This is a genomic window from Clostridium coskatii (genome assembly GCF_001675205.1).
GTDB classification, from domain to species: Bacteria; Bacillota; Clostridia; order Clostridiales; family Clostridiaceae; genus Clostridium_B; species Clostridium_B ljungdahlii.
In genome coordinates this window covers 1-23701 of sequence record NZ_LROR01000067.1, presented here as the reverse complement: position 1 = coordinate 23701, position 23701 = coordinate 1, and the positions used below count along the sequence as shown (strand labels likewise).

The following is a 23701-nucleotide window of genomic DNA, read 5'->3' as shown; positions in this document are numbered from 1 at the left end:
GTTAAGCACCAACGTAAATCTTCATATTAGGAGGCAGATTTATATCAAATTTTAAGTTTTTATCACGAAGCATAGGATATATTTCTTCAGTCAACTGTTCTAAGAAAAAATCTGCATCTAATAAACTTTTATTTAAAGGAATTTCCTGAAGATTAAATCGAGTAAATACATAAGTACGCAGATTTTTCTGTGTTGTTATAAAAAGCATACTATTTAATTTGAAGAATATACAACTATTAGAAGAGCCTTAATAGAATACCGATTTTTTCAACGCTCAAATGATTGTAGTATTTACTTGATAAAAGAATAATTACACTTTTATTCGGTAAAAATAATCTATGAGGTGATAAAACATGTCTCATATAAAACAAGGAATTAACAAAAATGGAAACATGCAAAATGGAAAAGAGATAAATTTAGGAGCTTCAGATATAGTAAATGGTGCTGGACCTCAATATACTATTAAAGAAGTTGAAATGGAGTCACAAATTGAAGAGGTATTAGAAGAAAGCAAAAAACACAGCTAACAACTGTGTTTTTTGCTGGTTTTTGCTTAATAATTGCCCCCCCTTTGATGTCACCTTTTCGCATATACAAATCACCTCCAAAAACACTGCAAAAAACAGAAAAAAGCTAAAATATAATAATTCCATCTAAGATTAAACCTTTATAATATATAGTGCTATATTCCTTTACATCTCCTCCATACTCCTTGTATCATCTAAATTGAGCTTTAACTCTTGCCATAACTTCCAGATGATTAAGAGGTTTAGTAATATAGTCATCTGCACCATAAGTAAGACTTATTATTTTATCTTGATCTGCTGTTTTAGCAATGAGCATTATTATGAGATATTTGTATTTTGTGCGTATATTTTTACAAATATTAAGTCCACTTGTATCTGGCAGCATTAAATCCAAAATAACTAAGTCTGGTTCTCTATTTTCAAGAATTTCAAGAGCTTCTTTACCATTTTCTGCTTTCTATGCTTCAAAAGATTCACCTTTTAAATATATCTCTAATATCTTCATCATCTTCCACAATCAAAATTTTCTCCATTTAATTCCTCCATGGCATTCTATATTTAAAGGTATTTTACAGAAACCCCTTTACTTCCAAATCTTTCTCCTATAAAAGGTAATTTGGCTTTTTGATATATAAGTACCTCATCATCTTTTATTTCCAGACCTTTTTCTATAAATACATTTATTTCTTTATAACTATAACTGTTAAATATCTTTTCATTTACTTTAAAATCTTTTATAAATTCTACAGTTATTTCTCTTACATCCATAGAGAAACATCCTCCTGGTGCAGAAATACTCCTTACTACAAAATCCCCTTCTTTTTCCTTTGCATAACTTAGGGCTTTATCTTCAATAGTTATATTCACAATACCGACCCCTTTTTAAATATATTTATTCGTGAAATAAATATATCTCTTTATCATTTTCAATATCAAATATTACATACCCTTCTTTTTTCTCCAATACCGAATCATTTAAAAGTCTTTCTATATTTATAAAAAACTTTTCTATATGATATTTTTTTGATACCTCTATAAATCCATTCTCAATTTTAGCTTTTATAGTTTTTTCTTCTTTCTTATTTCTTTCTCTCATTAAAAAATCTGGAAGCCATTTTTTCTTATTAAATTTCAAGTAGTCATACTTTATTATCTCTTCTAATCCAATATTTTTTTCATTTAAGCACTCATTTTCAAATTCTATAAATACTTTATAGTAATCTGAGGAAGATATATTTTTATTTAAATATCCTTTATTATGAAAAAACTTTCCAAGTTCATAGTAAAAATCAAAAGCTGTTTCAAATTTAGGTACAAAATAATTTAGTATATTTTTAAATTTGCCAGAATTATAGTATTTATCAAAGACTTCCTCTATTCTTTTCAATATAACAATTTCATCATAGCTTATACTATCTGTCTTTAATATCTCATAAGGAGCATAGGGTGAATACACCATTCCCCATTTGGAGACTTCTGCTATCATAGATGAACCTTTCAATAACTTTAAAAATCCAAGTTGAAGAGCCTCTGGTTTTATAGAATATACATCATTAAAAGATTTTTTAAAGGATTCAAAATCTTCTCCAGGAAGTCCTGCTATTAAATCAAGATGCTGATTTATGTTGTGATACTTTTGAACTTTCTTCACCCTGTCATATATATAATTAAATTTAACATATCTATTTATATTATTTAACACAGTATCATTTGTAGTTTGTACTCCTACTTCAAGTTGGATTCTTCCTTTAGGAGCTGTATTAAGAAGTTTTATTTCTTCATCTTTTAAAACATCTGCAGAAATCTCAAAGTGAAATGTAGCATCTGTATCTGCATTTATTATAAATTTCCAAATTTCCATAGCAAATTCATAATTACAATTAAAAGTCCTATCTACAAACTTTATTAGCTTTATATCCTTGTCCATTAAAAATTTAAGTTCTTTTTTTACTCTCTCTATATTCAAAAACCTTACTTCAAAACTCGCAGAAGAAAGGCAGTACTTACATTTAAAGGGACATCCTCTGCTAGCTTCATAATACACAATTTTATTTTTCAAATTATCTTCTTTGGTATAGGGAAATACTATCTTGTTCATATCCATTGGTTCTCTTTGTTCATTTAAAATTACACTTTCATTTTGTTTGAAGCAAAGGCCCTTTATATCTCTCAATTCTGAGAAAAATTCTTTACTATTAACCTTTCCTGAAGCCTCAAAATATTTTGTTCTAAGTTTTACAAATTCATAGTAGGTTTCTTCTCCTTCACCTACTATTACATACTCTCCTGGCACACTTTTCAAAAAGCTATCACTATCATAAGACACCTCAGGTCCCCCATACAAAATTTCCACTTTAGGATTTATAAGTTTAATGAGTACCGCTAAAGATTTTATGTATTCTATATTCCATATGTAACAGGAGAAAGCCACTACATCTGGTTTCTCCCCTATAATTTCCTCTAATACTTTTTCCCTTCTATCATTTATAGTAAATTCCTTTATAGTACAATTATAATTGAGTTTTTGTGTATAAGCTTTTAAATACCTCACTGCTAAATTGCTGTGAATAAATTTTGAATTAAGTGCTGCTAATAGTATCTTCATAATATGAGTCTCCAATCCTTTTTAGTTGTCCTAGCTTTTACAAACCAAGTTCTTTTTTTCAGCCTTTATATAATAAAGTCCGTCAGAATTTCTACATTCTAAAATTTTAAAATAATTATCTAGTAGTCGTAGGGTACTTTCCTTAGAATTATCTTTTAAAATGTTAAAATCCCTTATTTTTATTTTCCTCAGTTTTCCTTCAGGTATTAATATCTTTATATCTGCATTAAAAATTTTTCCATACCCTTTATCAATATCCCATATATGGATAGTCCCTTTTTTTGCTAAATGGTTGTATATATCTTTTATAAAATTTTTCTTTTTAAATTTTACCCATAATTTATTAAAGGAAAATAATAATATACAATTATCATAATAATCTTTTTTTATATTTTTGCCTTCTTCTTTCCCACTTAAATATTCCACGTTTACATTATCATTAAATTCCTTATATATATTATAAATTATGCCTTGATTATCCATACCTATATCCAACAAATTTCCTTTGAATATTTCTTTTTCCATATTTATAAATATATCCTTACTCAATTTAATCACTATCCTTTACCAACATATATAATTACAATTAAATCTTTATTATATATGTTCTGTAAAAGTAGAAAAAATCCTCCAGTTTATGGAAAAATATTAAAGTTTTTTTAGCTCCCTATAGTATTTAATCATAAAACCTGCTGTGGTTCTCTCAGCTTCTTTTATAATGGTTGCAGCTACTTTAGAATATCTTTCATCTCTAGATTGTATATTTATATTCTTCATATATACGCTATTGGCCATTATTGCATTGTTTTTTACAAAATCCTCCACTTTGTCATATACTATAGCACCTTCTTCAGCTACAAAAGAATAATCTGTCATAAGCCTTCCTATTATCCACAGCTCAAATCTTCTATGGCTGTTCAAAAGTTTGTTATTTACGTGATGAGGGACTGTTACATCTTGAATAAGGTGACAGGATGCACCAAAATAAAATAGAGCTCTTTCCACTTCTTTATTCTTTAGAAATTGTATTGATTTATCATAATATTTCTCACATTCTGTAAGTGCATCCGAAAATCCATATAACCCTTTTCCTTTACTCACATGGTAAAAATGATTTGAACTCTTAAAGTCCTGATCTGCCCATGTAACTCCTGCATTTAACCTTTTAACATGTTTTCTAAAAAACTCATACTCTTCCATATAATTATCATTTTTTAATATTTCAATAGCACGTATGATTATAAATTTGTGAACAGTACAATTAGTTTTCATAATTTTTTTCTTAAGTGGGTTAACTGCGAAAAATATTTTTCTTACAGCACTTCCATAGGTTTTTTCAATTTCTTGTTTCATCTAACTACAATCTCCTCTTTAATTTAAATATACACTTAAATCAACGTCCTTGAACTTTTAAAATTAATATTATTCCAAGTACTGTTGTCATAAGTATGTATGGATAAATATTTTTATTTATTTCTGAAACTTTCTTAATCTTACCTCTTTTTATACTATATAAATAACCTTCTTTACCGTCAAGTAATAATAAAGATTTATCATATATTTTTATACTTGAAATTTTAGTTCTTTCACTAAATTTAACTTTTTCCTCCGGTAAGCCTGTTCCTCGAAAGCTATATACTATATTATCAATATTATCATAAAAAAATATACAATTTCTATCGTTTAAGTCACCTTTTGAATCCACTGCAAGAGTTCCAATACTACTTACTGTTTTATGCTGATATATAGGAGCTTGTGGATTTGTCGTAGGGTGATTGTCCAGTATAAATTGCAGTGGAGAATTCTTCACACTTTTAAACTTAGGTGAAGTAACTGGATCTCCCCCACTATAATCTGGCCATCCATACCACCTTCCCTTTTTTACTTCATATATATAATCTGTATCCCCAATAACAGGTCTGCTTCCTCTATTTTCCATCCCCCCTACAGCACATATTAATTTGCTGCTGTCTGTAAAACCCATTCCTGTAACATTCCTTATTCCCCAAGCAAAAGTATCACTTGTACCGCTTTCCAAATTATATATTATAATACAAGCATTTCCTGGGAAATGTGCTGGAACTATTTGACCTTTTATGCTTTTAGTATTATAGCTTTGAAAAGCACCTGTCTTACTCTTTCCAAAATTTATTCCCCTAAGAGTTATATTCTCTGGGCTCATATCATGGGCGTAAAGATTGCCATTTACCCACTTATTATCATCTCCTACTACACCTGAATTAGTAGCAGAACCTATGGAAATATATAAACATGCATTGCTTACTTTTACTAAACTGTCCTTATAATCACCATAATTAGGCAATCCCTTTATTAAAATTGTATTTTTACCTTCATTCATATTATAGCAATATATGCTATCTCCTGAAGAATAATATAGATTGCCCTTATAATAGTCCATGCTGTGAATATTCAAATTTGAATTCTTCAATATGTCATAACTTTTCCCGTTATCTTTTATAATCTGTATCCTATTACTATATGCTATGTAATAATTTTGTTTTTCGTCTTTTGTAAAGTCAACTGCACCTTTTAATCTGGAATACTTTAAATCATAACTTAGAGTATTGTCCTTCATTTGAACTTCAACTTTATAATGAGTTTTAGAAAAATAATTTACAATTACAAAAGTTAATACAAATACAATTGTAATTGTAAATAAAATTTTTATAATTTTTTTCATATACACTACTCTCCTCAAAATTATAGATCCTAGAATATATATATTAAAAAAATTTTCTGCATATGAATGTTTAATTACGAAGATTCTTATACTTTCATCAATTATGAGCAAAGTAAATCTAAATATAACAAGCATTTGATTCAAAGTCATGCAAAATTATATGAAAGTAAAACGATATGTGCCATTTTTATATTTCCATTAACATTCAAATGTAGTCCATCCGTGTAATATTTTTCTTGTCCATCTTCATTTTCTCCAATAAAGGAAGAGTAAAGATCAATGACTTTTATTTTATAACTATTGGAAAACTTAATTATATTACTATTTAATTGTCTTAATTTTTTATTCATATTGTTGAAATCAGACATAGCACTCCAATTTTTTCTTGCTAATTCAGTGCAAATTGGCACTGACAATCCAAACACAGGTGTTATATAATTTTGCATAAGTTGAAAAGCTATAGTAGCAAGATTTGACGTGATTTGTTTTATATCCAGATTCCAAATAAGATCATTGGTTCCTCCCATAATTATAGCATGGGTCGGGCTACCTAAAATAACATCATTATACAGTCTGGACAGCATGCCAGCTGAAGTATCTCCCGATATACCTTTGTTTATAACTTCAATTCCAAGGCTTTTTTTAAGAATAGTTGTCCAGACTTCATTTCTTTTAATCCCATATCCATAGGTCAGGCTGTCTCCAATACAGATCAATTTCATTTCTATCACTCCATATATAAATAGTTCTAAGCTATAATAAAAAAATTACTATAGCTTAGAACTATTTTAAATCAAATTTATTTTAATTTACAAAATTAAGAGCCCTCTTTTGTGAAGCCAGTACAGCTTCCTTGAAAGCTTCACTTATGGTAGGATGAGGATGTACAGTAGTAATAACTTCATGTAAAGTAGCTTCAAGTCTTAGGGCTAACGCAGCTTCTCCTATGATATCCGTAGCCCTTGGTGCCATTATGTGTACTCCAAGAATTTCTTCTGTCTTCTTATCTGAGATTACCTTCACAATTCCATCCGAATCCTTGGATATCATGGCCTTTCCATTGGCACTCATTGGGAAAACCCCTACCTTGTAGTCAATGCCTTTTTCTTTAGCCCGTTCCTCCGTAAGTCCAACTGAAGCTATTTCAGGTTTTACATATACACAACAAGGTACAGTCTTATAATCCATCTTTACACTTCTCCCTGATATATTTTCTGCGGCCACCACACCCTGTTCGGAAGCAACATGAGCAAGCATTATTTTTCCAGTGCAATCTCCTATAGCATATATATTTTTCACATTGGTTTTCATATGATCATCCACACATATAAAACCTTTTTCTAATTTTATGCCAATTTCTTCCAAACCAATATTCTCTATATTGGCTTGCCTTCCTATAACCACCAATACTTTTTCAGCTTCCACACTTAGATTTTCAGCTTTCTTAGTAAAATTAACCTTGAGTCTATTTCCTTCTCTTTCTATTTTAGTCACCTTACATCCAGTATTCAATGCAACACCTCGTTTTGATAATTTATCAGCAATTAAATTTGAAATCTGTCTATCCATAGATGGTAAAACAAACGGAAGCATTTCCAAAACCGTTACTTTCTTTCCGAATAAGCTTAATAAATTTGCAAATTCTATACCTATTACTCCACCGCCTATAATAACTATTGTCTCCGGCAGGGATTTTAAATTCAATGCACCGGTACTGTCAATTACACCTTCAAGGTCAATTCCAGGTATAGACGGTAAAAATGGCAAAGAACCCGTGGAAATTATGGCATGGTCAAAAACAACTTTTTCAGTTCCGCCATCCTTTTTTGTAACTAAGATGGATTTTTCAGTTTCCATTTTGGCGAATCCTTTGATTACATTTACTTTATTATATGACAACAACCCCTTAACACCTGCAACAAGGCGTTTAGTTATCCTTTTTTTTCTCTTTTGAATATTGTCCCAATTTATACTAACTTCACCTACATCAATTCCGAGATTCCTGCTGTCTTTTATTTCACTATACACATCTGCTGAGTGCAACAGAGTTTTTGTAGGTATACATCCTACATTCAAACAAGTTCCGCCAAGTTCTGCATTTTCAATAAGGGTTACCTTATTACCCAGCTGTGCGGCACGGATAGCAGCTATATAACCGCCCGGCCCGCCTCCAACAACAACCACATTTTTTATTCCGGCCTTTTCCAATGTATCTACACACTTTGGCTCTTCTGCTTTTTCAGCCGGTGCTCCTTCTTCATCTGCTCCAGCCTCTTTTAACAGATTTGAGATATCTTCATTTTCTGCTGCTATTACAGCAACAGGTACTAGACATTTTACCGTTTCTCCCTCTTCTACAAGTATTTTTCTTACAATTCCGCTGTCTTTTGCCTCTACTTCATTTGTAAGTTTATCTGTTTCAACCTCAAAGAGAACTTCTCCCTTTTCAATTTTATCTCCTTCTCTTTTATGCCATTTTGCCAGTATGCCCTCAGTCATTGTAAGACCAAGTTTCGGCATTATCTCCAAACAACTCATTTAAGACCCTCCCAAGTCAAGATTCTATATGTTTTTTAAATTAACATCTGCTTAATTCAAAGTATAAGCATTCCCGGTTTTTCTACATACTGTTTAACTTTCTGTAAAAATCTGGCTGCATAAGCCCCGTCTATGGCCCTGTGATCTGCTGTAAGTGATAAACTTATAAGTGATCTTATCACTATTTCCCCATTTTCCACTACTGGTGTTTGCACAATTTTATTTACTCCTAAAATAGCGACTTCAGGTTGGTTTATAATAGGCGAAAATGTATCTATACCAAACATACCTAGATTTGTTATGGTAAATGTACCTCCCTCCAAATCGTCAAGTCCCAACTTATTTTCCTTAGCTCTTTTTACAAGATCTTTAAATTCAGTGGTAATCTGTTTAAGCCCTTTTATATCACAATCTTTTATTACAAGAACAAGAAGTCCATCATCCAAAGCAACTGCCACTCCCATATTCACATAATTCTTCAATATAAATGTATCTCCTTTTATAGAACAGTTGACCAATGGAAACTCCTTAAGTACCTGTGAAACTATCTTTATGAGAAGATCCGTATAAGTCACCTTGAAGATATCCTTGAGACTATCTTTAAGCCTTTTAAGTTCTGAAATATCCATTGTCATATTATAGGTGACAGTAGGTGACACACTGACACTTTCCTTCATCCTATTTGCAATGACTTTTCTCATGGCCGACATCTTTACTTGTTTTTCACCTCGTTTAACCAGCTGCTGTATTACTGGCTTATCTTCTATCTTCTCTTTAGGTACTACTTCAGGTACTTTAGCTACTTCTGAAACTTCTAATACATCTTTTTTCATTATTCTTCCATTTTTCTTTATTTTAGTAAGATCCACATTGAGCTCTTGTGCCAATTTTGCAGCCACAGGTGATACTTTAATCCTATTGTTTTCAATATACGCTTCTATATCTTTTTTTACTATTCTATTCAGAGGACCTGTACCTTTTATAAGTTTATAATTTACATTATTTTTTAGAGCAATTTTTTTTGCCAATGGGGATATTTTAACCCTGTCTTCCATTTTTGGTGTATCAATATTTTTAACTCCACTCTTTTCTTCAGGCCGATTTTCCTCCTCTTTCTTTTCATTCTCGCCACTTTCACCCCCTGATTGTTTCAATAACTGCGATATGTCCTCATTTCCTTCTGCAACTATACCCACAGGTACAAGGCATTTAACTGTCTCTCCTTCTTCTACAAGTATTTTTCTAAGTATTCCACTTTCCTTAGCTTCTATTTCATTTGTAAGTTTATCCGTTTCAACTTCAAAGAGAATTTCTCCCTTTTCAACTTTTTCACCTTCACTTTTATGCCAATTTACCAGAGTTCCTTCCACCATAGTCAATCCAAGCTTCGGCATCACTTCAATACAACTCATAAAAAGACCTCCTAAAATCTAGATTAAATATAATTATATAATGTAATTCAGGAGGACATTTCCTGAATTACATTATTATATATTCTTATAATATTTTTTTTACAGCAGCTGCTATTCTATCTGAACTAGGCAGTACATAACTTTCAAGTTTTGGTGAAAATGGTATTGGCACATTGTAGTTTCCAATCCTGACTACAGGAGCATCCAAATAGTCAAACATCTCTTCGCTTATTAAAGCTGAAATTTCTCCACCAAAACCCCCTCTCTTAGCTTCTTCCGTTACTACTACTGCTCTATTAGTTTTTCTCACTGAATTGAATATTGTATTTTTGTCGAAAGGAAAAAGAGTTCTTGGATCTATTACTTCTGCATCAATGCTTTCTTTTGAAAGCTTTTCAGAAGCAGACAAAGCTTCATCAACCATTCTACCTGTTGCTACTATGGTAACATCCTTTCCTTCTCTTTTTACATCTGCAACCCCAAACGGTATTGGTGCCAAGCTTTCATCTACATCACCTTTTTTAGTATAAAGACCCTTATGCTCAATAAATATAACAGGGTTATTATCATCTATTGACGTAAGCATCAGTCCATAAGCATCTTCCGCTGTAGTAGGGTAAACCACTTTTAGACCTGGTATGTGTGTAACCCAAGATTCTAAACACTGTGAATGTTGAGCTGCACCTTGAAATCCAGCTCCACATGGAACCCTCACTACCATAGGTAAATTAATTTTACCTCCAAACATATATCTCAATTTTGCCGCTTGATTGACAAGCATATCCATTCCTACTGTCATAAAGTCCATAAACATAAGTTCTGCAATAGGCCTCAATCCTGTAGCAGCAGATCCAATGGCACACCCTATAATGGCACCTTCTGAAATAGGAGTATCTCTGACTCTCATTTCACCAAATTCATCATACATTCCTTGACTTACCCCAAAGCATCCTCCAAAAGGTCCTACATCTTCGCCAAACAACAATACATTTTTGTCCTGACGCATTCTAATACACATAGCATCTTTTATTGCCTGTGAAAAAGTTATTCTTGACATATCTACTCATCCCCCTCTTCTATATCACTGTATACATCTTCAAATACTGATTTTAATTCAGGTTCAGGACTGTTCATTGCAAAATCAACTGCTTCTTTGATTTGTATATCAACAGATTTTTTCATTCCATCTATATCATCCTGACTTAAAATATTATTTTCCATTAAACATTTTTCAAAACGTGGAATAGGATCTTTTTTAAGCCATGCCTCCTGCTCTTCTTTTGGTTTATAAGGTGCAGGGTCCCCTTCAAAATGTCCCCTTTGCCTGTAGGTTTTACATTCTATCAGAGTTGGCCCATTTCCCTTTCTAGCCATTTCTATAGCTTCCTTAGAAGCAACATATACTGCTATAGCATCATTTCCATCTACTGTAATACCGGGTATATTATATGCCTTCGCTCTTACAGATATATCTTTAATATTTTGGTGCCTTTTCTGTGAAGTTGATATCCCATACCCATTATTTTCACAAATATACACAATAGGAAGTTTCCAAACACTTGCCATGTTAAGTGATTCATGAAATGTACCCTGATTAGTTGAGTCGTCACCAAAGAAACATATACAAACCTGATCTGTTCCCCTATATTGTGCACTCATTCCTGCACCTAAAGCTATATCTTGCCCTGCGCCTACTATACCATTTGCACCAAGTATTCCCTTAGTTGCATCTGCAATATGCATAGATCCACCTTTTCCTTTACAGTACCCTGTAGCTTTTCCAAACAGCTCAGCAGTCATATATTTAAGTTCTCCACCTTTGGCTATTATATGGCCATGACCTCTATGGGTGCTGGTTATATAGTCAGTATCAGTTAAATTTTCACAAACTGCAGAAGATATAGCTTCTTCACCTATATAAAGATGTACAAAACCTGGAATTTTTCCTTCTGCAAAATTATTTTTTGCCATATTCTCAAATGCCCTTATTTTTAACATTTTGTCATAGATATCTATAAGAGTAGTATTTTCTATTTTTCCTTTTAATTTCTCCAAAATAATCCCTCCCAATAATATTAAATAAAGATATGGTTACTTGTGTTTATAAACGATTACATCAATATCCACCTCTCTTACTAAATGTAAAATAATTTAATATTCTATTTGCAAATTTATTAAGCAAAATTCATGCCAAATATAGAAGGATTCATATACCCATTTATCATGCAAAATCCTTGAGTAAAATGATGATTTTAAAGAAACTTTTTTCATAATGGGAAATATTTCTTTCCCATTATTAGATAAATCCCAATTTTTAATATATTTATATAATTCATAAAAACATATTGCCTATAAAATAAAATTCTCTATTTAAGTTACTGTGTATAGACAACTTAAATAGAGTTATGACATGAAAGAATATTATTCAATTCTATTCCAAATTATACTTTTTAATCTTCCTGTACAGAGTTGATTTTCCCATTTCAATTAATTTGCTTGCATTTACCACATTTCCATTACATTGTTCCAAGGCTTTAATTATAAGTTCTCTCTCAACCTGATCTACAGTCTTGATCTTGTTTTTTGAATCATTTTCTAAAGATATTGTACAATCCTCAATATTTTCAACACACTCTCTTATATATTCAGGTATTAGAGAATCTGTTATAACCTCATCTTTGGATAAATAATATGCCCTTTGAACTACATTCTCCAACTCTCTAACATTCCCAGGCCAATTGTAATTTGTGACAATATCCATAAAGCTTTTGTCTATATGCTCAATCTTCATCTGATTTTTCTTACTCAATCTATTTAGGAAAAACTCTACGAACATCTCTATATCTTCTTTCCTTTCTCTTAAAGGAATCAGCCTTATGTTAAATACATTTAACCTAAAATATAAGTCACTTCTAAAATTTCTGGCATTGACTTCTTTTATAAGATCTCTATTTGTAGCTGTAACTATTCTTACATCTAAATTTCTCTCGTATTTTCCACCAATTCTGCTAATGGTATGATTATCCAGAACTCTCAAAAGTTTTGATTGAATTTCAAGAGGCAATTCTCCAATTTCATCTAAAAATATAGTACCTCCGTTTGCAAGTTCAAATTTACCAGGATGACCTTCTTTGGATGCTCCTGTAAAAGCTCCCTTTTCATAGCCAAATAACTCACTCTCTACAAGATCTTTAGGAAGTGCTGCACAATTTATGGCTACAAAAGGTCCACCACATCTTTTACTTCCATTGTGAATGGAGTGGGCAAATAATTCCTTTCCAGTGCCGCTCTCTCCTGTTATTAAAACAGCACATTCATTTTGTGCTATTCTCTTAGCATCTTCAATTATATTCATCATTTTAAGATTATTGGTAAGTATGTTGTCAAAATCATATCTCGAAGAAAATCCTGCTATTTTGTTTACCACTACATGCATGATATCTGCTTTTTGTACAACTATTACAAATCCAATATAATTTCCACTCATTGAAACAGGAGTTATACTTATATTACAATCTATCCTCTTGTTTTTTATATATAAACTTATTTCTCTATAAGCAATTTTCCCACTATTATTTAGCTCATACATATCTTTAACTATATCCTTCAACAAAACCTTCATGTCCAATTTATATATTTCATTTTTATAAGTTCCAAGTATATTGCATATTTTTTCATTAAAATATTTGACCTTAAACTCATTATCTAAAACCAGCATACCCTCTTTTATTGAATTAAATGCAACTTCTGTCCATTTTCTATGTTCATTTATGGAAAATTGTTCTTGTATGGTATTGGAGGCTTCAGCTACTATCCCTAGAGTATGTGAATGAAAAGTTCCAAAACTTCCTGATAGATCAATACAACCTATTATTTTACCCCTGCTATTGTGTATTGGTGCCGCCGAACATGTCCACTTATGCTGTTCTTTACAATAATGCTCTGCACCAAGTGTCCAAACAGGTCTATCTAAATAGATACAAGTCCCAATGGCATTGGTTCCCACATCTTCTTCTCTCCACCTGCGGCCTTCTAAAAAATCCAAATTTTTATTTTCGACCATTATTCTTTCATTTCCAAGAATCTTTAATATAACTGAATTCTCGTCTGTCAATATAATCGAATAATTTGTATCCTTCAAAATTTCATATAAATTTAACATTACAGGTAAACAAATTCTTATAAATTCTTTTTTTTCTTCAAGTATAGTATCAAACTCACTTTTAGAAAGAATATTAGCTTTATTACTGTTTTCCCCAACTCCATAATTTTTACATCGTATCCATGAATTTAAAATATCTGGTCTAACATCTTTAGGTATTTCATTACACTCTATAAACCTACGGCGTCTCTCCTTAATTTTATCTATATAGCCCATAATCTTTCCCCCCTAAAGTTTATATGAAATATAATAATATTTTCATATACATTATACAATATATATTTAACAGCATAAAAAAATTTAACTATAATTTCAAATGGTACAAACCCTTAAAAAATTAATAGATAGACACTAACTTTTAAGCTAAATGTCTATCTATATAAAAATATATTAACTATTTTAGGCGGCTCAATATTTTTATACTTTCAAAAGCCTTATAGGAACTTCTAACATAAGGCCCTGAAAAAACAACTTTAAATCCCTTATTCAATGCTATTTTTCTATACTTTGCGAATTTTTCAGGAGTTATGTATTCAGAAACAGGCAAATGATTTTTAGATGGTCTAAGATATTGACCTATTGTCAATATATCACAATTGGTTTTCATCAAATCATCCATTACTTTTACAACCTGCTGCTCAGTTTCTCCAAGTCCCAGCATTATACCACACTTGGTATACACATTTCTGTTAAAAATTTTTACCTGCCTTAGCAGTTCAATAGATCTATTATAAATTGCCATGGGTCTAACTTTTCCATATAAAGATTCTACTGTCTCGATATTGTGATTTAATATATCTGGTCCCGCATTAATTATCTCTTTTAATGCACTCCAGTTACCCTTTAAATCTGGTATAAGAAATTCTATAGTAGATTGAGGATTTTCCTTTCTCATTGCCTTTATAATTTTTACAAAATGTGATGCTCCTCCATCTTCTAAGTCATCTCTTGTAACGGAAGTTATAACCGTATGCTTCAAATCAAGTTTTTTACTGGCAATAGCTATGTTTTCAGGTTCCTTAGGATCAAGTTCATGTGGTATTCCTTTATTTACAGCGCAAAACCTGCAATTTCTCGTGCAGGTATCTCCCATCACCATAAAGGCAGCTGTCTTGTGCTTAAAACATTTCCCTATGTTTGGACAATTTGCACTCTCGCAGACCGTATAAAGCGATAGTTTTTTCAACATATTTTCCATTTCATCTAACACAATTGCATCAGGTGCTCTCATTTTCAACCATTCTGGTTTTGAGTCCAATAAAATCCCCCCCTTTTCATATCTGTTTTCCAAATTAGAAAATTTCATCTCCACTTTTATTTTCAAGCCCCGGATGAATGTCAAATCTCACTACCCCTACAGGTATTTTATCTTTTATAGTTTCCTTTACCTTAGCAGTACCTTTAATTCCAAAACCACCACATAATTCTACTGCGGAAATACCGTCTGAAACTAACTCCACAGCAACCTTACAGGCTTCATCATAGCTTGAAACCCCTACGATGATAAGTTCCACCTTCAGTGTCTTTATAATAGATTTATGGATTGCAGAATTGGCTCCTGGTGCCAAAAAAATAAATGCAGCCTTCATTGTACAATTACCTCCTATGGTTTTTTATTGACTTTTTTAAGCATAAATTGAGCCAATAGCAAAAGCATTGAAATATCTCAATGAAGATTATCACAAAATCCAATTATGGGAAAAGTTATTTCAAAATGGGAATTATATTAATTGCCTTCACTTTTAAACATACCATGTGACTAAATTGGTTATCTAGTAAGCTGTATATGTATTTTTTCTACATATGCTAGTACATTAAATACATCTCTAATTTTATTATCTTCCATACGGTTAGCATACTTTTCATAGTATTCCACTGCATGTTTTTCCCTTTTACATGCCATTTCAAGCAATTTATCATTACCTGCATATTTAGAGTAATCTAATTTTTTGAGATTGGGTTCAGATGTAAATCCTCCTATTTTCTTGTGCACTGAAGCATGCATATACTCTATTCTAGAAAGTGCTTTAAACATGTCTTTTATTTCTGGACCTTCAGCCAATTTTGAAGCTTCTTTATAAAAATCCCCATTAAATACTTCCAGCTTAAATGCATTGCCTATTATTTTTAAATACCCTTCATCCAAATTGTATCTTGAAGTCTTTATTTTATGTTCATCTTCAACTAAATATTTTGCAGGAGCTCCACAAAAAGGGCAAAACATTATGTTTCTTGAAGTATTTTTTCTAAAAAAAGCCTCCTTATTGAAAAAATAATTTTTATCATCTATAGTCATACCACAGATGCTGCAAATTAATTTATTCATCAAAAACAATCCCTTCTATCATGAATTTTACTATAACCTTACAATTTAAGTTTAGTATATCACAAAATGCCTAATAGAAACTTTTATAAGTAAAAAGAATATACTTCAAATCCTTATCATAGTTATTAATATTAATTCTAATTTTAATTACGGGAGTTTTTATGAAAAGAGACAGGTTTTTAAAAAATTCACTTATTTTAATTTGTTCAAACTTAATTACTTCTATATTTGCATTTATATTTCCCATAATATTATCTAGAGAACTTGGGGCTGAAGGAATAGGTCTCTATGGACTAATAATGCCTATATATGATTTGTTTATATGCCTTATATCGGGAGGTATGGTAGCAGCCATTTCAAAAATAGCTGCCGTGTATTTTAGCAAAGATGATTTTAATAACTTAAATAATTCCATAGATGCATCTCTAACTTTTAATTCACTCTTTGCTTTACTTATAGTCTGTACCGTCTTTATAAATGCTCCTTACATAGGTACTAAAATAGTAGATGACCCTAGATCGGTACATGCCCTGCAGGTTATGTGCCCAGCTATGTTTTTTATAGGATTATCCTCTATACTAAAAGGTTATTTTTATGGGATATCTCAGGTTAAAATACCTGCAATTATAGATATATCAGAAAAATTTCTTAGAATTGTAATAATAATTAGCATAATTACTGTATTTTCCTTGAAAGATGTTGGTTCCACCGTTACTGCAGCTTATACAACCCTTGCCATAGGAGAGTTTATAAGTTTTATTTTACTTTACATAATGTATAAAACTAGGAGGAGAAAATTTAGATCTAATTCTTCAAATCCCGAGGAAAAACTTCAGCTTTTATTCAATATACTAGTACTATCTTTTCCCCTTTGTTTAAATGGATTTTTGTCTACTGCACTTGGTGCTGTCTCTACACTTATAACTCCAAGAAGGCTTGTAGCATCTGGCATAGAATACAACTTAGCCCTAGCTATGATAGGTAAATTTGACGGCATGGCTTTAAATATAATATTTTTTCCAATTACAATTATAAATTCCATATCAATGGTTCTCATTCCAGATTTATCAGAAAAGATGAGCCGTAAAAATTACTGGTCCATAGAAAAAAGAATTCACCAAATTATAAAAATATCTTTATTTTTAGGTATCTGTACCATGGTAATTTGCCTTTTCACTGGAGATTACTTAGGACAATTATTTTATAACAGAAATGACCTGGGAAATTATATAAAATTTGCTTCTCTATCTGCTCCTGTTACCTTTGTCTCCTTCTCTACTTTTGGTATTTTAAATGGCATTGGCAAACAAAATATACTATTAAAAAACTCTTTGATTTCTGCCATTTTAGAAGTCATATTAATATACATACTTGCAGGCATATCATGGATAAATATATACAGTACCGCAATAAGTTTAATAATAACTTCATCTACCACTTTAATTTTAAATATAAGAGAAATAAAAAAAAGCAGCAGAAGCTGCTGTCATATTCTATAATCAATTCACAATTTTCGGTAGATTTTCTGTGGTAACAGAAAATCATCCTTAATTGTGAATTGTACATCATTCATTGTGAATTGATTTAGCGTTTATTATATTTAAAACTGTTTCATTAAATTTGCCATTTCTATAGCTGACATAGCTCCATCATATCCTTTATTTCCACCTTTAGTTCCTGCTCTTTCTACAGCTTGCTCTATATTATCTGTGGTAAGAACACTAAATATTACTGGCATACCGCTTTCAAGGGAAACACTTGCTACTCCCTTTGATACTTCATTTGATACATAATCAAAATGAGGTGTTTGTCCTCTTATTACTGCTCCCAGGCAAATAACTGCATCATACTTTTTAGAAAAAGCCATTTTCTTTGAAACCATTGGTATTTCAAAGGCTCCTGGAACCCAGGCTACCTCAATGTCTTCTTCTTGTGCTCCATGTCTTTTTAAACAATCTAAAGCACCCTCTAACAATTTCGTGCCTATAAATTCATTAAATCTTGCAATTACAATTCCAAATTTTAAACCTTCTGCAACTAATTTTCCTTCATACATCTTCATAAATAATCCTCTTTTCTATTTTTATTTATATAATTTTAATAAATGTCCCATCTTTTCTCGTTTAGTTTTCATATACCTCTTACTTTCCTGTGAACAATCTACTTCAATAGGTACTCTCTCTACTATTTCCAATCCATAATCTGAAAGTCCCTCAATTTTCTTTGGATTATTCGTAAGAAGTTTTATTTTTTTAATACCTATATCTTCAAGTATTTGTGCTCCTATCCCATAATCACGCATGTCTGCTGGAAATCCCAATGCTAAATTTGCCTCTACTGTATCCATTCCATTTTCTTGAAGCTTATAAGCTTTTATCTTATTTAAAATTCCTATGCCTCTTCCTTCTTGACTCATATATAAAAGTACACCTTTGCCTTCTTTTTCTATCTGTTTAAGTGCAGATTGAAGCTGCTGTCCACAATCGCACCTAAGTGAGTGAAAAACATCTCCCGTAAGGCACTCTGAATGTACTCTTACAAGGACAGGTTCTTTTTCAAAATTATCTCCCTTTACAAGACACACATGCTCATCACCATTTAATATATTTTTATAACCTATAATTTTAAATTTTCCAAATCTAGTTGGAAGATTAGCAGAAGCCACTCTTTTAACTAATTTCTCTGTTTTCTTTCTATAGGCTATTAAGTCCACTATGGTAACAATTTTTAAATTATGTTCTTTAGCAAACTCCATCAAGTCATCTCTTCTTGCCATAGTTCCATCATCTTTTATTATTTCACATATTGCTGCTGCACCTTTAAATCCTGCAAGCTTAGCTAGATCAACTGAAGCTTCCGTATGACCAGTTCTGTCAAACACTCCATTTTCCTTAGCTATAAGCGGAAATATGTGTCCTGGTCTTCTGAAGTTATCTTTAGAATTTGAAGCAGCTATCATATTTATGGTATGTGCCCTTTCAAAAGCTGATATTCCCGTTGTAGTATCTTTATAGTCAACAGTTACAGTAAATGCTGTTTCATGATTGTCTGTATTGTGCTGAACCATAGGATTTAATCCAAGCTTTACTGCTATTTCTTCTTCAATTGGTGCACACAAGAGACCTTTTGCATATTTGATCATAAAATTAATATTTTCTCCAGTTGCCTTTTCTGCAGGTATAACTAAATCACCTTCATTTTCTCTTCCTTCATCATCTACAATTATGATCATTTTCCCTTGTTTAAGATCTTTTATTGCATCTTCTATAGTATCAAATTTAAAATTCATGATTTTTATCTCCCTTCAAAAATAAACGTTTAGGCATCTAAAAGAAAATGCCTTATTGCATAAAGCCATATTCCTTTAGTTTTAAAGCATCTATACTGCCGCTTTTTTCTGGCTCTTTTTTTGGATTCAAAACCATTTTTTCTACATATTTTCCTATTAAATCACACTCTATATTTACTAAATCGCCTATTTTTTTATAATCTAAAATAGTTTCCATCTTAGTATGGGGTATAAGGGACACACTGAAACGATTTTTATTTAATTCTGCTACAGTAAGGCTCACACCATCTATAGTCACAGAACCTTTTCGCACTATATATCTAAGTAAATCATAAGATGCTTCTATGTCTATCCAGGTTGAGATGTCCTCTTCTCTCACATCTACAATTTTTCCAGTACCATCTATATGTCCACTTACTATATGTCCACCTAATCTGTCTCCAAGCCTTAGGGCCCTTTCCAGGTTAACTTTGCTTCCTATTTTTAAATCTTTTAAACTGCTCATTCTCAAAGTTTCAGCCATAATATCTACAGTAAAAGAATTCTTTTTTAAATCAACTACAGTAACACAAGTTCCATTTACAGCAATGCTATCTCCCAGTTTAACTCCATCTAGTAAATTTCCTACTTTTATGGACACTTTTGAAGAGTTTCTTCCCCTTGATATTTTTAATATTTCTCCTATTTCTTCTACTAGACCAGTAAACAAGTTTATCCCTTCTTTCTAATTTTCAGCATTTATTACATAGGCTTGTATCATAATGTCCTCTCCCACATTTTCTGCACATATATCTTTTAATTTTATACTGTCTGAGATGTTTTCAATTCCATATCCTTCAACTGAAGTTTTAGCATTCTTACCTCCAAGTATTTTAGGTGCAATAAAATAAATAACTTTATTTACAATTCCAGACTTCAGTGCAGAAAAATTAAGTTCTGAGCCTCCCTCAACAAGTACACTATCTATACCCATTTCTCCAAGTTTTTTAGTTAAATATTTTAAATCTACCCTTCCTTCTTTATTTTCTGGACAGACAACTATATTTACTCCCATAGCTTTTAAAGACTCTGCCTTGACCTTATCAAACTTTTCTGTACATGCTATTATTATTTCTCTTTCACGAGAAGTTTTGAAAATTTGAGATTCAACAGGCACTCTCAGCTTTGAGTCTACAATTACAGCCTTAGGACTTTTACACTTTTCTTCAAGCCTTGTAGTTAAAAGAGGATCATCTAAAATCACAGTACCTACTCCAACCATAATTGCCATAACTCTATTTCGCATCTTGTGAACTTTTAACCTTGATTTTTCACCTGTTATCCACTTAGATTCACCACTAACTGTAGCTATTTTTCCATCTAAAGTAACTCCAGATTTTAAAATTACAAAAGGTAACTTTGACTTTATATAACTCATAAATATCTCATTTATTTTTACAGCTTCTCTTTCCATAACCCCGGTAACCACTTCTATGTTTTCATCTCTTAAAATTTTTACACCTCTCCCTGATACAAGAGGATTTGGATCTACACTTCCTATTACTACCTTTTTTATTCCAGCTTCTACTATAGCTTTTGCACAAGGTGGAGTTTTTCCATAATGTGAACAAGGTTCTAACGTTACATACAGATCTGCACCTTGTGCATTATCTCCTGCTTCTCTAAGTGCATATACTTCTGCATGAGCCCCTCCAAAGAACCTATGATAACCTTTCCCTATTATCTTTCCATTTTTAACTATCACAGCTCCCACAAGGGGATTTGGATTCACAAATCCTTTTCCCAATAAAGCTAGTTTTAAAGCTTCTTTCATATACTTTTCATCTGTATTTTCTTTTTCCATAAGATTCACTTCCATAATTAAATTATACATTTATTTACTTTTTTATAAAAATATTACATTATGTACTTATAGTAATCCCAATTTTCTTGAAATTTTGCATATAAAAATTCCCTGAAATAACCTTCAGGGAATAAAATTACAAAACATATAAAAACATAGCCTAAACTATATCTTTACTTTCTTTTATCCAGACTTTACTGTCGGTACTGGAATCAAACCAGTTCATGCTATAAAAGCTCGCGGACTATACCGCCGATCGGGAATTTCACCCTGCCCCGAAAGTTTAACTTTATTAAGTTTTATTATGTTTTCAATATATACCTATTTTTTTCTATTGTCAATGGTAATCTCACAATTTTTTATGTTTTTTTGTATTAATATCCCTAGTCTCCTAAATCAATTCCATGATATTTCTTTTTTGCCTTCATATCTTTTAACATATTAAGTACTTCTGGATTTATATTTTCCACTTTATCATAACTAGAATTTATTCTTCTTATTTTAAATTTCTTAACTTGCTCTAGCATAATATCTGCCTGATTTGAAAGTTCTTGACTTGCCGCTGCACTCTCTTCAGATGTAGCAGAATTTTCTTGAATCACCTGAGATACTTCCATTATTCCACTGCTAATCTGTTCTGCACCAGTAGCCTGCTCTTTAGAAGCTACTGCTATGCTTTCCACAAAATCTGCTACCTTTGTAACTCCTTCTACAATCTCACCAAGAGCTTCAGCTGTTTCATTTGCAATCTTAGTACCTTTATCCACCTTTTTAATAGAATCTTCTATTAGTGCAGTAGTTTCTTTTGCAGCATCCCGTGACTTTGCAGCTAAATTTCTTACTTCCTCAGCAACTACCGCAAATCCTTTTCCATACCTACCTGCCCTCGCAGCTTCAACAGCAGCGTTTAAAGCCAGAATATTTGTCTGAAAGGCAATATCATCTATGGCCTTTATAACTTTAGATATATTCCCCGAAGCTGCATTTATATCATCCATACTTTTAAGCATTTCATCCATATGTGAATTTCCCTTAACTGCATTAACTTTCACATGTTCAGTCAATTCATTTGCCTTAACTGCATTATTTGCATTAAGCCTTATTTGTGAAGAAATCTCTTCTACAGAAGCCGTTAATTCCTCCACAGAACTTGCTTGTTCCGTAGATCCTTCTGAAAGAGCTATACCTGAATCTGATACTTGTTTAGCACCGACAGCCACCTGATTTGCCGCAGCTTGAATATTTGTTACAACTTCATTTAAATTGTCATTCATCTTTTTAGATGCCTTTGCAAGTATTCCTATTTCGTCCTTTCCACTAATATCTATATTTACATTTAGATCTCCATTTGAAACTTTATCTGTAGAAAGCATAAGCTCTCTAATTGGTCTTATTATGGATAGTGAAATAATTGTTCCTAGTAATGCAGCAGCAATCACTCCTATAACTATAAAAATTATAATTAGTTTTCCGGTTGCACTGGCTGTTTTATCATTGCTCTGTGAAAAGCTTTCTGCAAGATTTTCTTTTAAACTTATAACCGTTTTCAAATTATTTGCCACATCACTCTGTGCTGCATTAAGCTTACTGTGAATTAGACTTACTGCACCTTTGTTATCACCTTTTTTTACCGCATCAATAATTTCATTAGCTATTTCCATATACTTTGCTTTAGAAGATTTAAGATTTCCAGTTGCCTGTTTCCCGGAATCAGTTAAAAGTGTCTTTGAAAATTCATCTAATTGACTATCAAAATCCAAGCTAGATGAATTCACCTTATTTATATATTGATTCATATCCGATTGATTATCTGCTAAAATAGCATCTCTTAAATGTGCTCTTATATCTCCATAAGATGAATTAAGTCCAGTCAACTCTCCGAGTGGCACTGTCATATTTTTATATAATTGAGTGTCTAAATCATTGATTTTATTCATATTGATTAATCCGAATATCCCAATTATACACATTACAAGTACAATTAACGCAAATCCTACAAATAGTCTTATACCTATTTTTAAATTATTAAATAATTTCACACCCATCCACTCCTCGTATAATAAGTTTATAGCCAAGAAAATTTGGTTGTAAACTTATCTTTTTTATAGTATAGAGATAGGAGACATCTTTGAGGGATTCTTCCTCATCCTATTTCCATCTATACAATTAATATTTATATATTCAATAAAGGTTATCCTATGGTATGATATCAGCAGAGTCTGATGTCCGAAGGCACTGCTTTCACTCCTTTCAGCCAACGCTTGTTGTGTCTGCTTTTTAAGCTTTCAGCCTGGCTCA

At 31.6% G+C, this 23701-nt stretch carries 23 protein-coding genes, 1 pseudogene and 1 riboswitch; of the genes and pseudogenes, 3 read left to right on the top strand and 21 right to left on the bottom strand.

Going from position 1 to position 23701, the window contains the following annotated elements; all coding sequences use genetic code 11:
* Position 1: 1 nt before the first annotated feature.
* On the bottom strand, positions 2–208 hold the full coding sequence (locus CLCOS_RS21585; RefSeq protein WP_242866860.1) for a hypothetical protein: 207 nt from the start codon (positions 206–208) through the stop codon (positions 2–4).
* Between the two features lie 21 nt (positions 209–229).
* Here CLCOS_RS21585 and CLCOS_RS23210 point away from each other — a divergent pair.
* Positions 230–310: pseudogene (locus tag CLCOS_RS23210) on the top strand (DUF2087 domain-containing protein); the annotation flags it as partial.
* 43 nt (positions 311–353) lie between these two features.
* Positions 354–527, top strand: a complete 174-nt coding sequence (locus CLCOS_RS22525) for a hypothetical protein (protein WP_156496351.1) — start codon at positions 354–356, stop codon at positions 525–527.
* A gap of 190 nt (positions 528–717) precedes the next feature.
* Here the strand turns inward: CLCOS_RS22525 and CLCOS_RS22855 are convergent, their stop codons facing one another.
* From CLCOS_RS22855 to CLCOS_RS16145, 15 genes are all read right to left on the bottom strand, one after another.
* Complete coding sequence (locus CLCOS_RS22855; RefSeq protein ID WP_242866859.1) at positions 718–921, bottom strand: response regulator; 204 nt, start codon at positions 919–921, stop codon at positions 718–720.
* A 164-nt stretch (positions 922–1085) separates the two neighbouring features.
* Entirely contained in the window at positions 1086–1394 is a 309-nt protein-coding gene (locus tag CLCOS_RS16210) for a hypothetical protein (RefSeq protein WP_063599835.1), read from the bottom strand.
* 25 nt (positions 1395–1419) lie between these two features.
* Positions 1420–3132, bottom strand: coding sequence for a B12-binding domain-containing radical SAM protein (locus CLCOS_RS16205; protein WP_063599834.1), 1713 nt, complete (start codon positions 3130–3132; stop codon positions 1420–1422).
* A gap of 30 nt (positions 3133–3162) precedes the next feature.
* The gene (locus tag CLCOS_RS16200) at positions 3163–3657 is read right to left on the bottom strand and encodes a class I SAM-dependent methyltransferase (RefSeq protein ID WP_242866858.1); all 495 of its coding nucleotides are present in this window, start codon (positions 3655–3657) and stop codon (positions 3163–3165) included.
* Positions 3658–3780: 123 nt separating this feature from the next.
* Positions 3781–4485: a zinc dependent phospholipase C family protein gene (locus CLCOS_RS16195; RefSeq protein ID WP_013238852.1), complete on the bottom strand. Its 705-nt coding sequence runs from the start codon at positions 4483–4485 to the stop codon at positions 3781–3783.
* Between the two features lie 40 nt (positions 4486–4525).
* The gene (locus tag CLCOS_RS16190; RefSeq protein WP_063599832.1) at positions 4526–5833 is read right to left on the bottom strand and encodes a hypothetical protein; all 1308 of its coding nucleotides are present in this window, start codon (positions 5831–5833) and stop codon (positions 4526–4528) included.
* A gap of 146 nt (positions 5834–5979) precedes the next feature.
* Positions 5980–6555: a GDSL-type esterase/lipase family protein gene (locus CLCOS_RS16185; protein WP_242866857.1), complete on the bottom strand. Its 576-nt coding sequence runs from the start codon at positions 6553–6555 to the stop codon at positions 5980–5982.
* 82 nt (positions 6556–6637) lie between these two features.
* Positions 6638–8371 (bottom strand): dihydrolipoyl dehydrogenase, encoded by a 1734-nt coding sequence (gene lpdA, locus CLCOS_RS16180; protein WP_063599831.1) that lies wholly within the window; start codon positions 8369–8371, stop codon positions 6638–6640.
* A gap of 56 nt (positions 8372–8427) precedes the next feature.
* Positions 8428–9783 carry a 2-oxo acid dehydrogenase subunit E2 gene (locus tag CLCOS_RS16175; protein ID WP_063599830.1) on the bottom strand — a complete coding sequence of 452 codons (1356 nt, stop codon included), beginning with the start codon at positions 9781–9783 and terminating at the stop codon, positions 8428–8430.
* 85 nt (positions 9784–9868) lie between these two features.
* Positions 9869–10840, bottom strand: coding sequence for an alpha-ketoacid dehydrogenase subunit beta (locus CLCOS_RS16170; protein ID WP_063599829.1), 972 nt, complete (start codon positions 10838–10840; stop codon positions 9869–9871).
* 2 nt (positions 10841–10842) lie between these two features.
* Positions 10843–11781 (bottom strand): thiamine pyrophosphate-dependent dehydrogenase E1 component subunit alpha, encoded by a 939-nt coding sequence (locus CLCOS_RS16165; protein ID WP_063600020.1) that lies wholly within the window; start codon positions 11779–11781, stop codon positions 10843–10845.
* A gap of 433 nt (positions 11782–12214) precedes the next feature.
* A complete protein-coding gene (locus tag CLCOS_RS16160; protein WP_063599828.1) occupies positions 12215–14161 on the bottom strand; it encodes a sigma-54-dependent Fis family transcriptional regulator in 1947 nt (648 codons plus the stop codon).
* Between the two features lie 178 nt (positions 14162–14339).
* A complete protein-coding gene (gene lipA, locus CLCOS_RS16155; protein ID WP_063599827.1) occupies positions 14340–15203 on the bottom strand; it encodes a lipoyl synthase in 864 nt (287 codons plus the stop codon).
* 34 nt (positions 15204–15237) lie between these two features.
* The gene (locus CLCOS_RS16150; protein WP_063599826.1) at positions 15238–15534 is read right to left on the bottom strand and encodes a DUF6506 family protein; all 297 of its coding nucleotides are present in this window, start codon (positions 15532–15534) and stop codon (positions 15238–15240) included.
* 179 nt (positions 15535–15713) lie between these two features.
* Positions 15714–16271: a ferritin family protein gene (locus CLCOS_RS16145; protein WP_063599825.1), complete on the bottom strand. Its 558-nt coding sequence runs from the start codon at positions 16269–16271 to the stop codon at positions 15714–15716.
* A gap of 161 nt (positions 16272–16432) precedes the next feature.
* Between CLCOS_RS16145 and spoVB the strand changes: the two genes are divergently transcribed.
* A complete protein-coding gene (gene spoVB, locus CLCOS_RS16140; protein ID WP_063599824.1) occupies positions 16433–17770 on the top strand; it encodes a stage V sporulation protein B in 1338 nt (445 codons plus the stop codon).
* A gap of 101 nt (positions 17771–17871) precedes the next feature.
* Here the strand turns inward: spoVB and ribH are convergent, their stop codons facing one another.
* From ribH to CLCOS_RS16115, 5 genes are all read right to left on the bottom strand, one after another.
* Positions 17872–18333, bottom strand: coding sequence for a 6,7-dimethyl-8-ribityllumazine synthase (gene ribH / locus CLCOS_RS16135; protein WP_013238856.1), 462 nt, complete (start codon positions 18331–18333; stop codon positions 17872–17874).
* Positions 18334–18354: 21 nt separating this feature from the next.
* Positions 18355–19560, bottom strand: coding sequence for a bifunctional 3,4-dihydroxy-2-butanone-4-phosphate synthase/GTP cyclohydrolase II (locus CLCOS_RS16130; protein ID WP_063599823.1), 1206 nt, complete (start codon positions 19558–19560; stop codon positions 18355–18357).
* Positions 19561–19612: 52 nt separating this feature from the next.
* Complete coding sequence (locus CLCOS_RS16125; protein ID WP_063599822.1) at positions 19613–20269, bottom strand: riboflavin synthase; 657 nt, start codon at positions 20267–20269, stop codon at positions 19613–19615.
* A gap of 15 nt (positions 20270–20284) precedes the next feature.
* Positions 20285–21403 carry a bifunctional diaminohydroxyphosphoribosylaminopyrimidine deaminase/5-amino-6-(5-phosphoribosylamino)uracil reductase RibD gene (gene ribD, locus CLCOS_RS16120; RefSeq protein WP_063599821.1) on the bottom strand — a complete coding sequence of 373 codons (1119 nt, stop codon included), beginning with the start codon at positions 21401–21403 and terminating at the stop codon, positions 20285–20287.
* A gap of 171 nt (positions 21404–21574) precedes the next feature.
* A riboswitch (FMN riboswitch) is annotated at positions 21575–21690 on the bottom strand.
* A gap of 96 nt (positions 21691–21786) precedes the next feature.
* The gene (locus CLCOS_RS16115; protein WP_242866856.1) at positions 21787–23448 is read right to left on the bottom strand and encodes a methyl-accepting chemotaxis protein; all 1662 of its coding nucleotides are present in this window, start codon (positions 23446–23448) and stop codon (positions 21787–21789) included.
* Between the last annotated feature and the right edge of the window lie 253 nt (positions 23449–23701).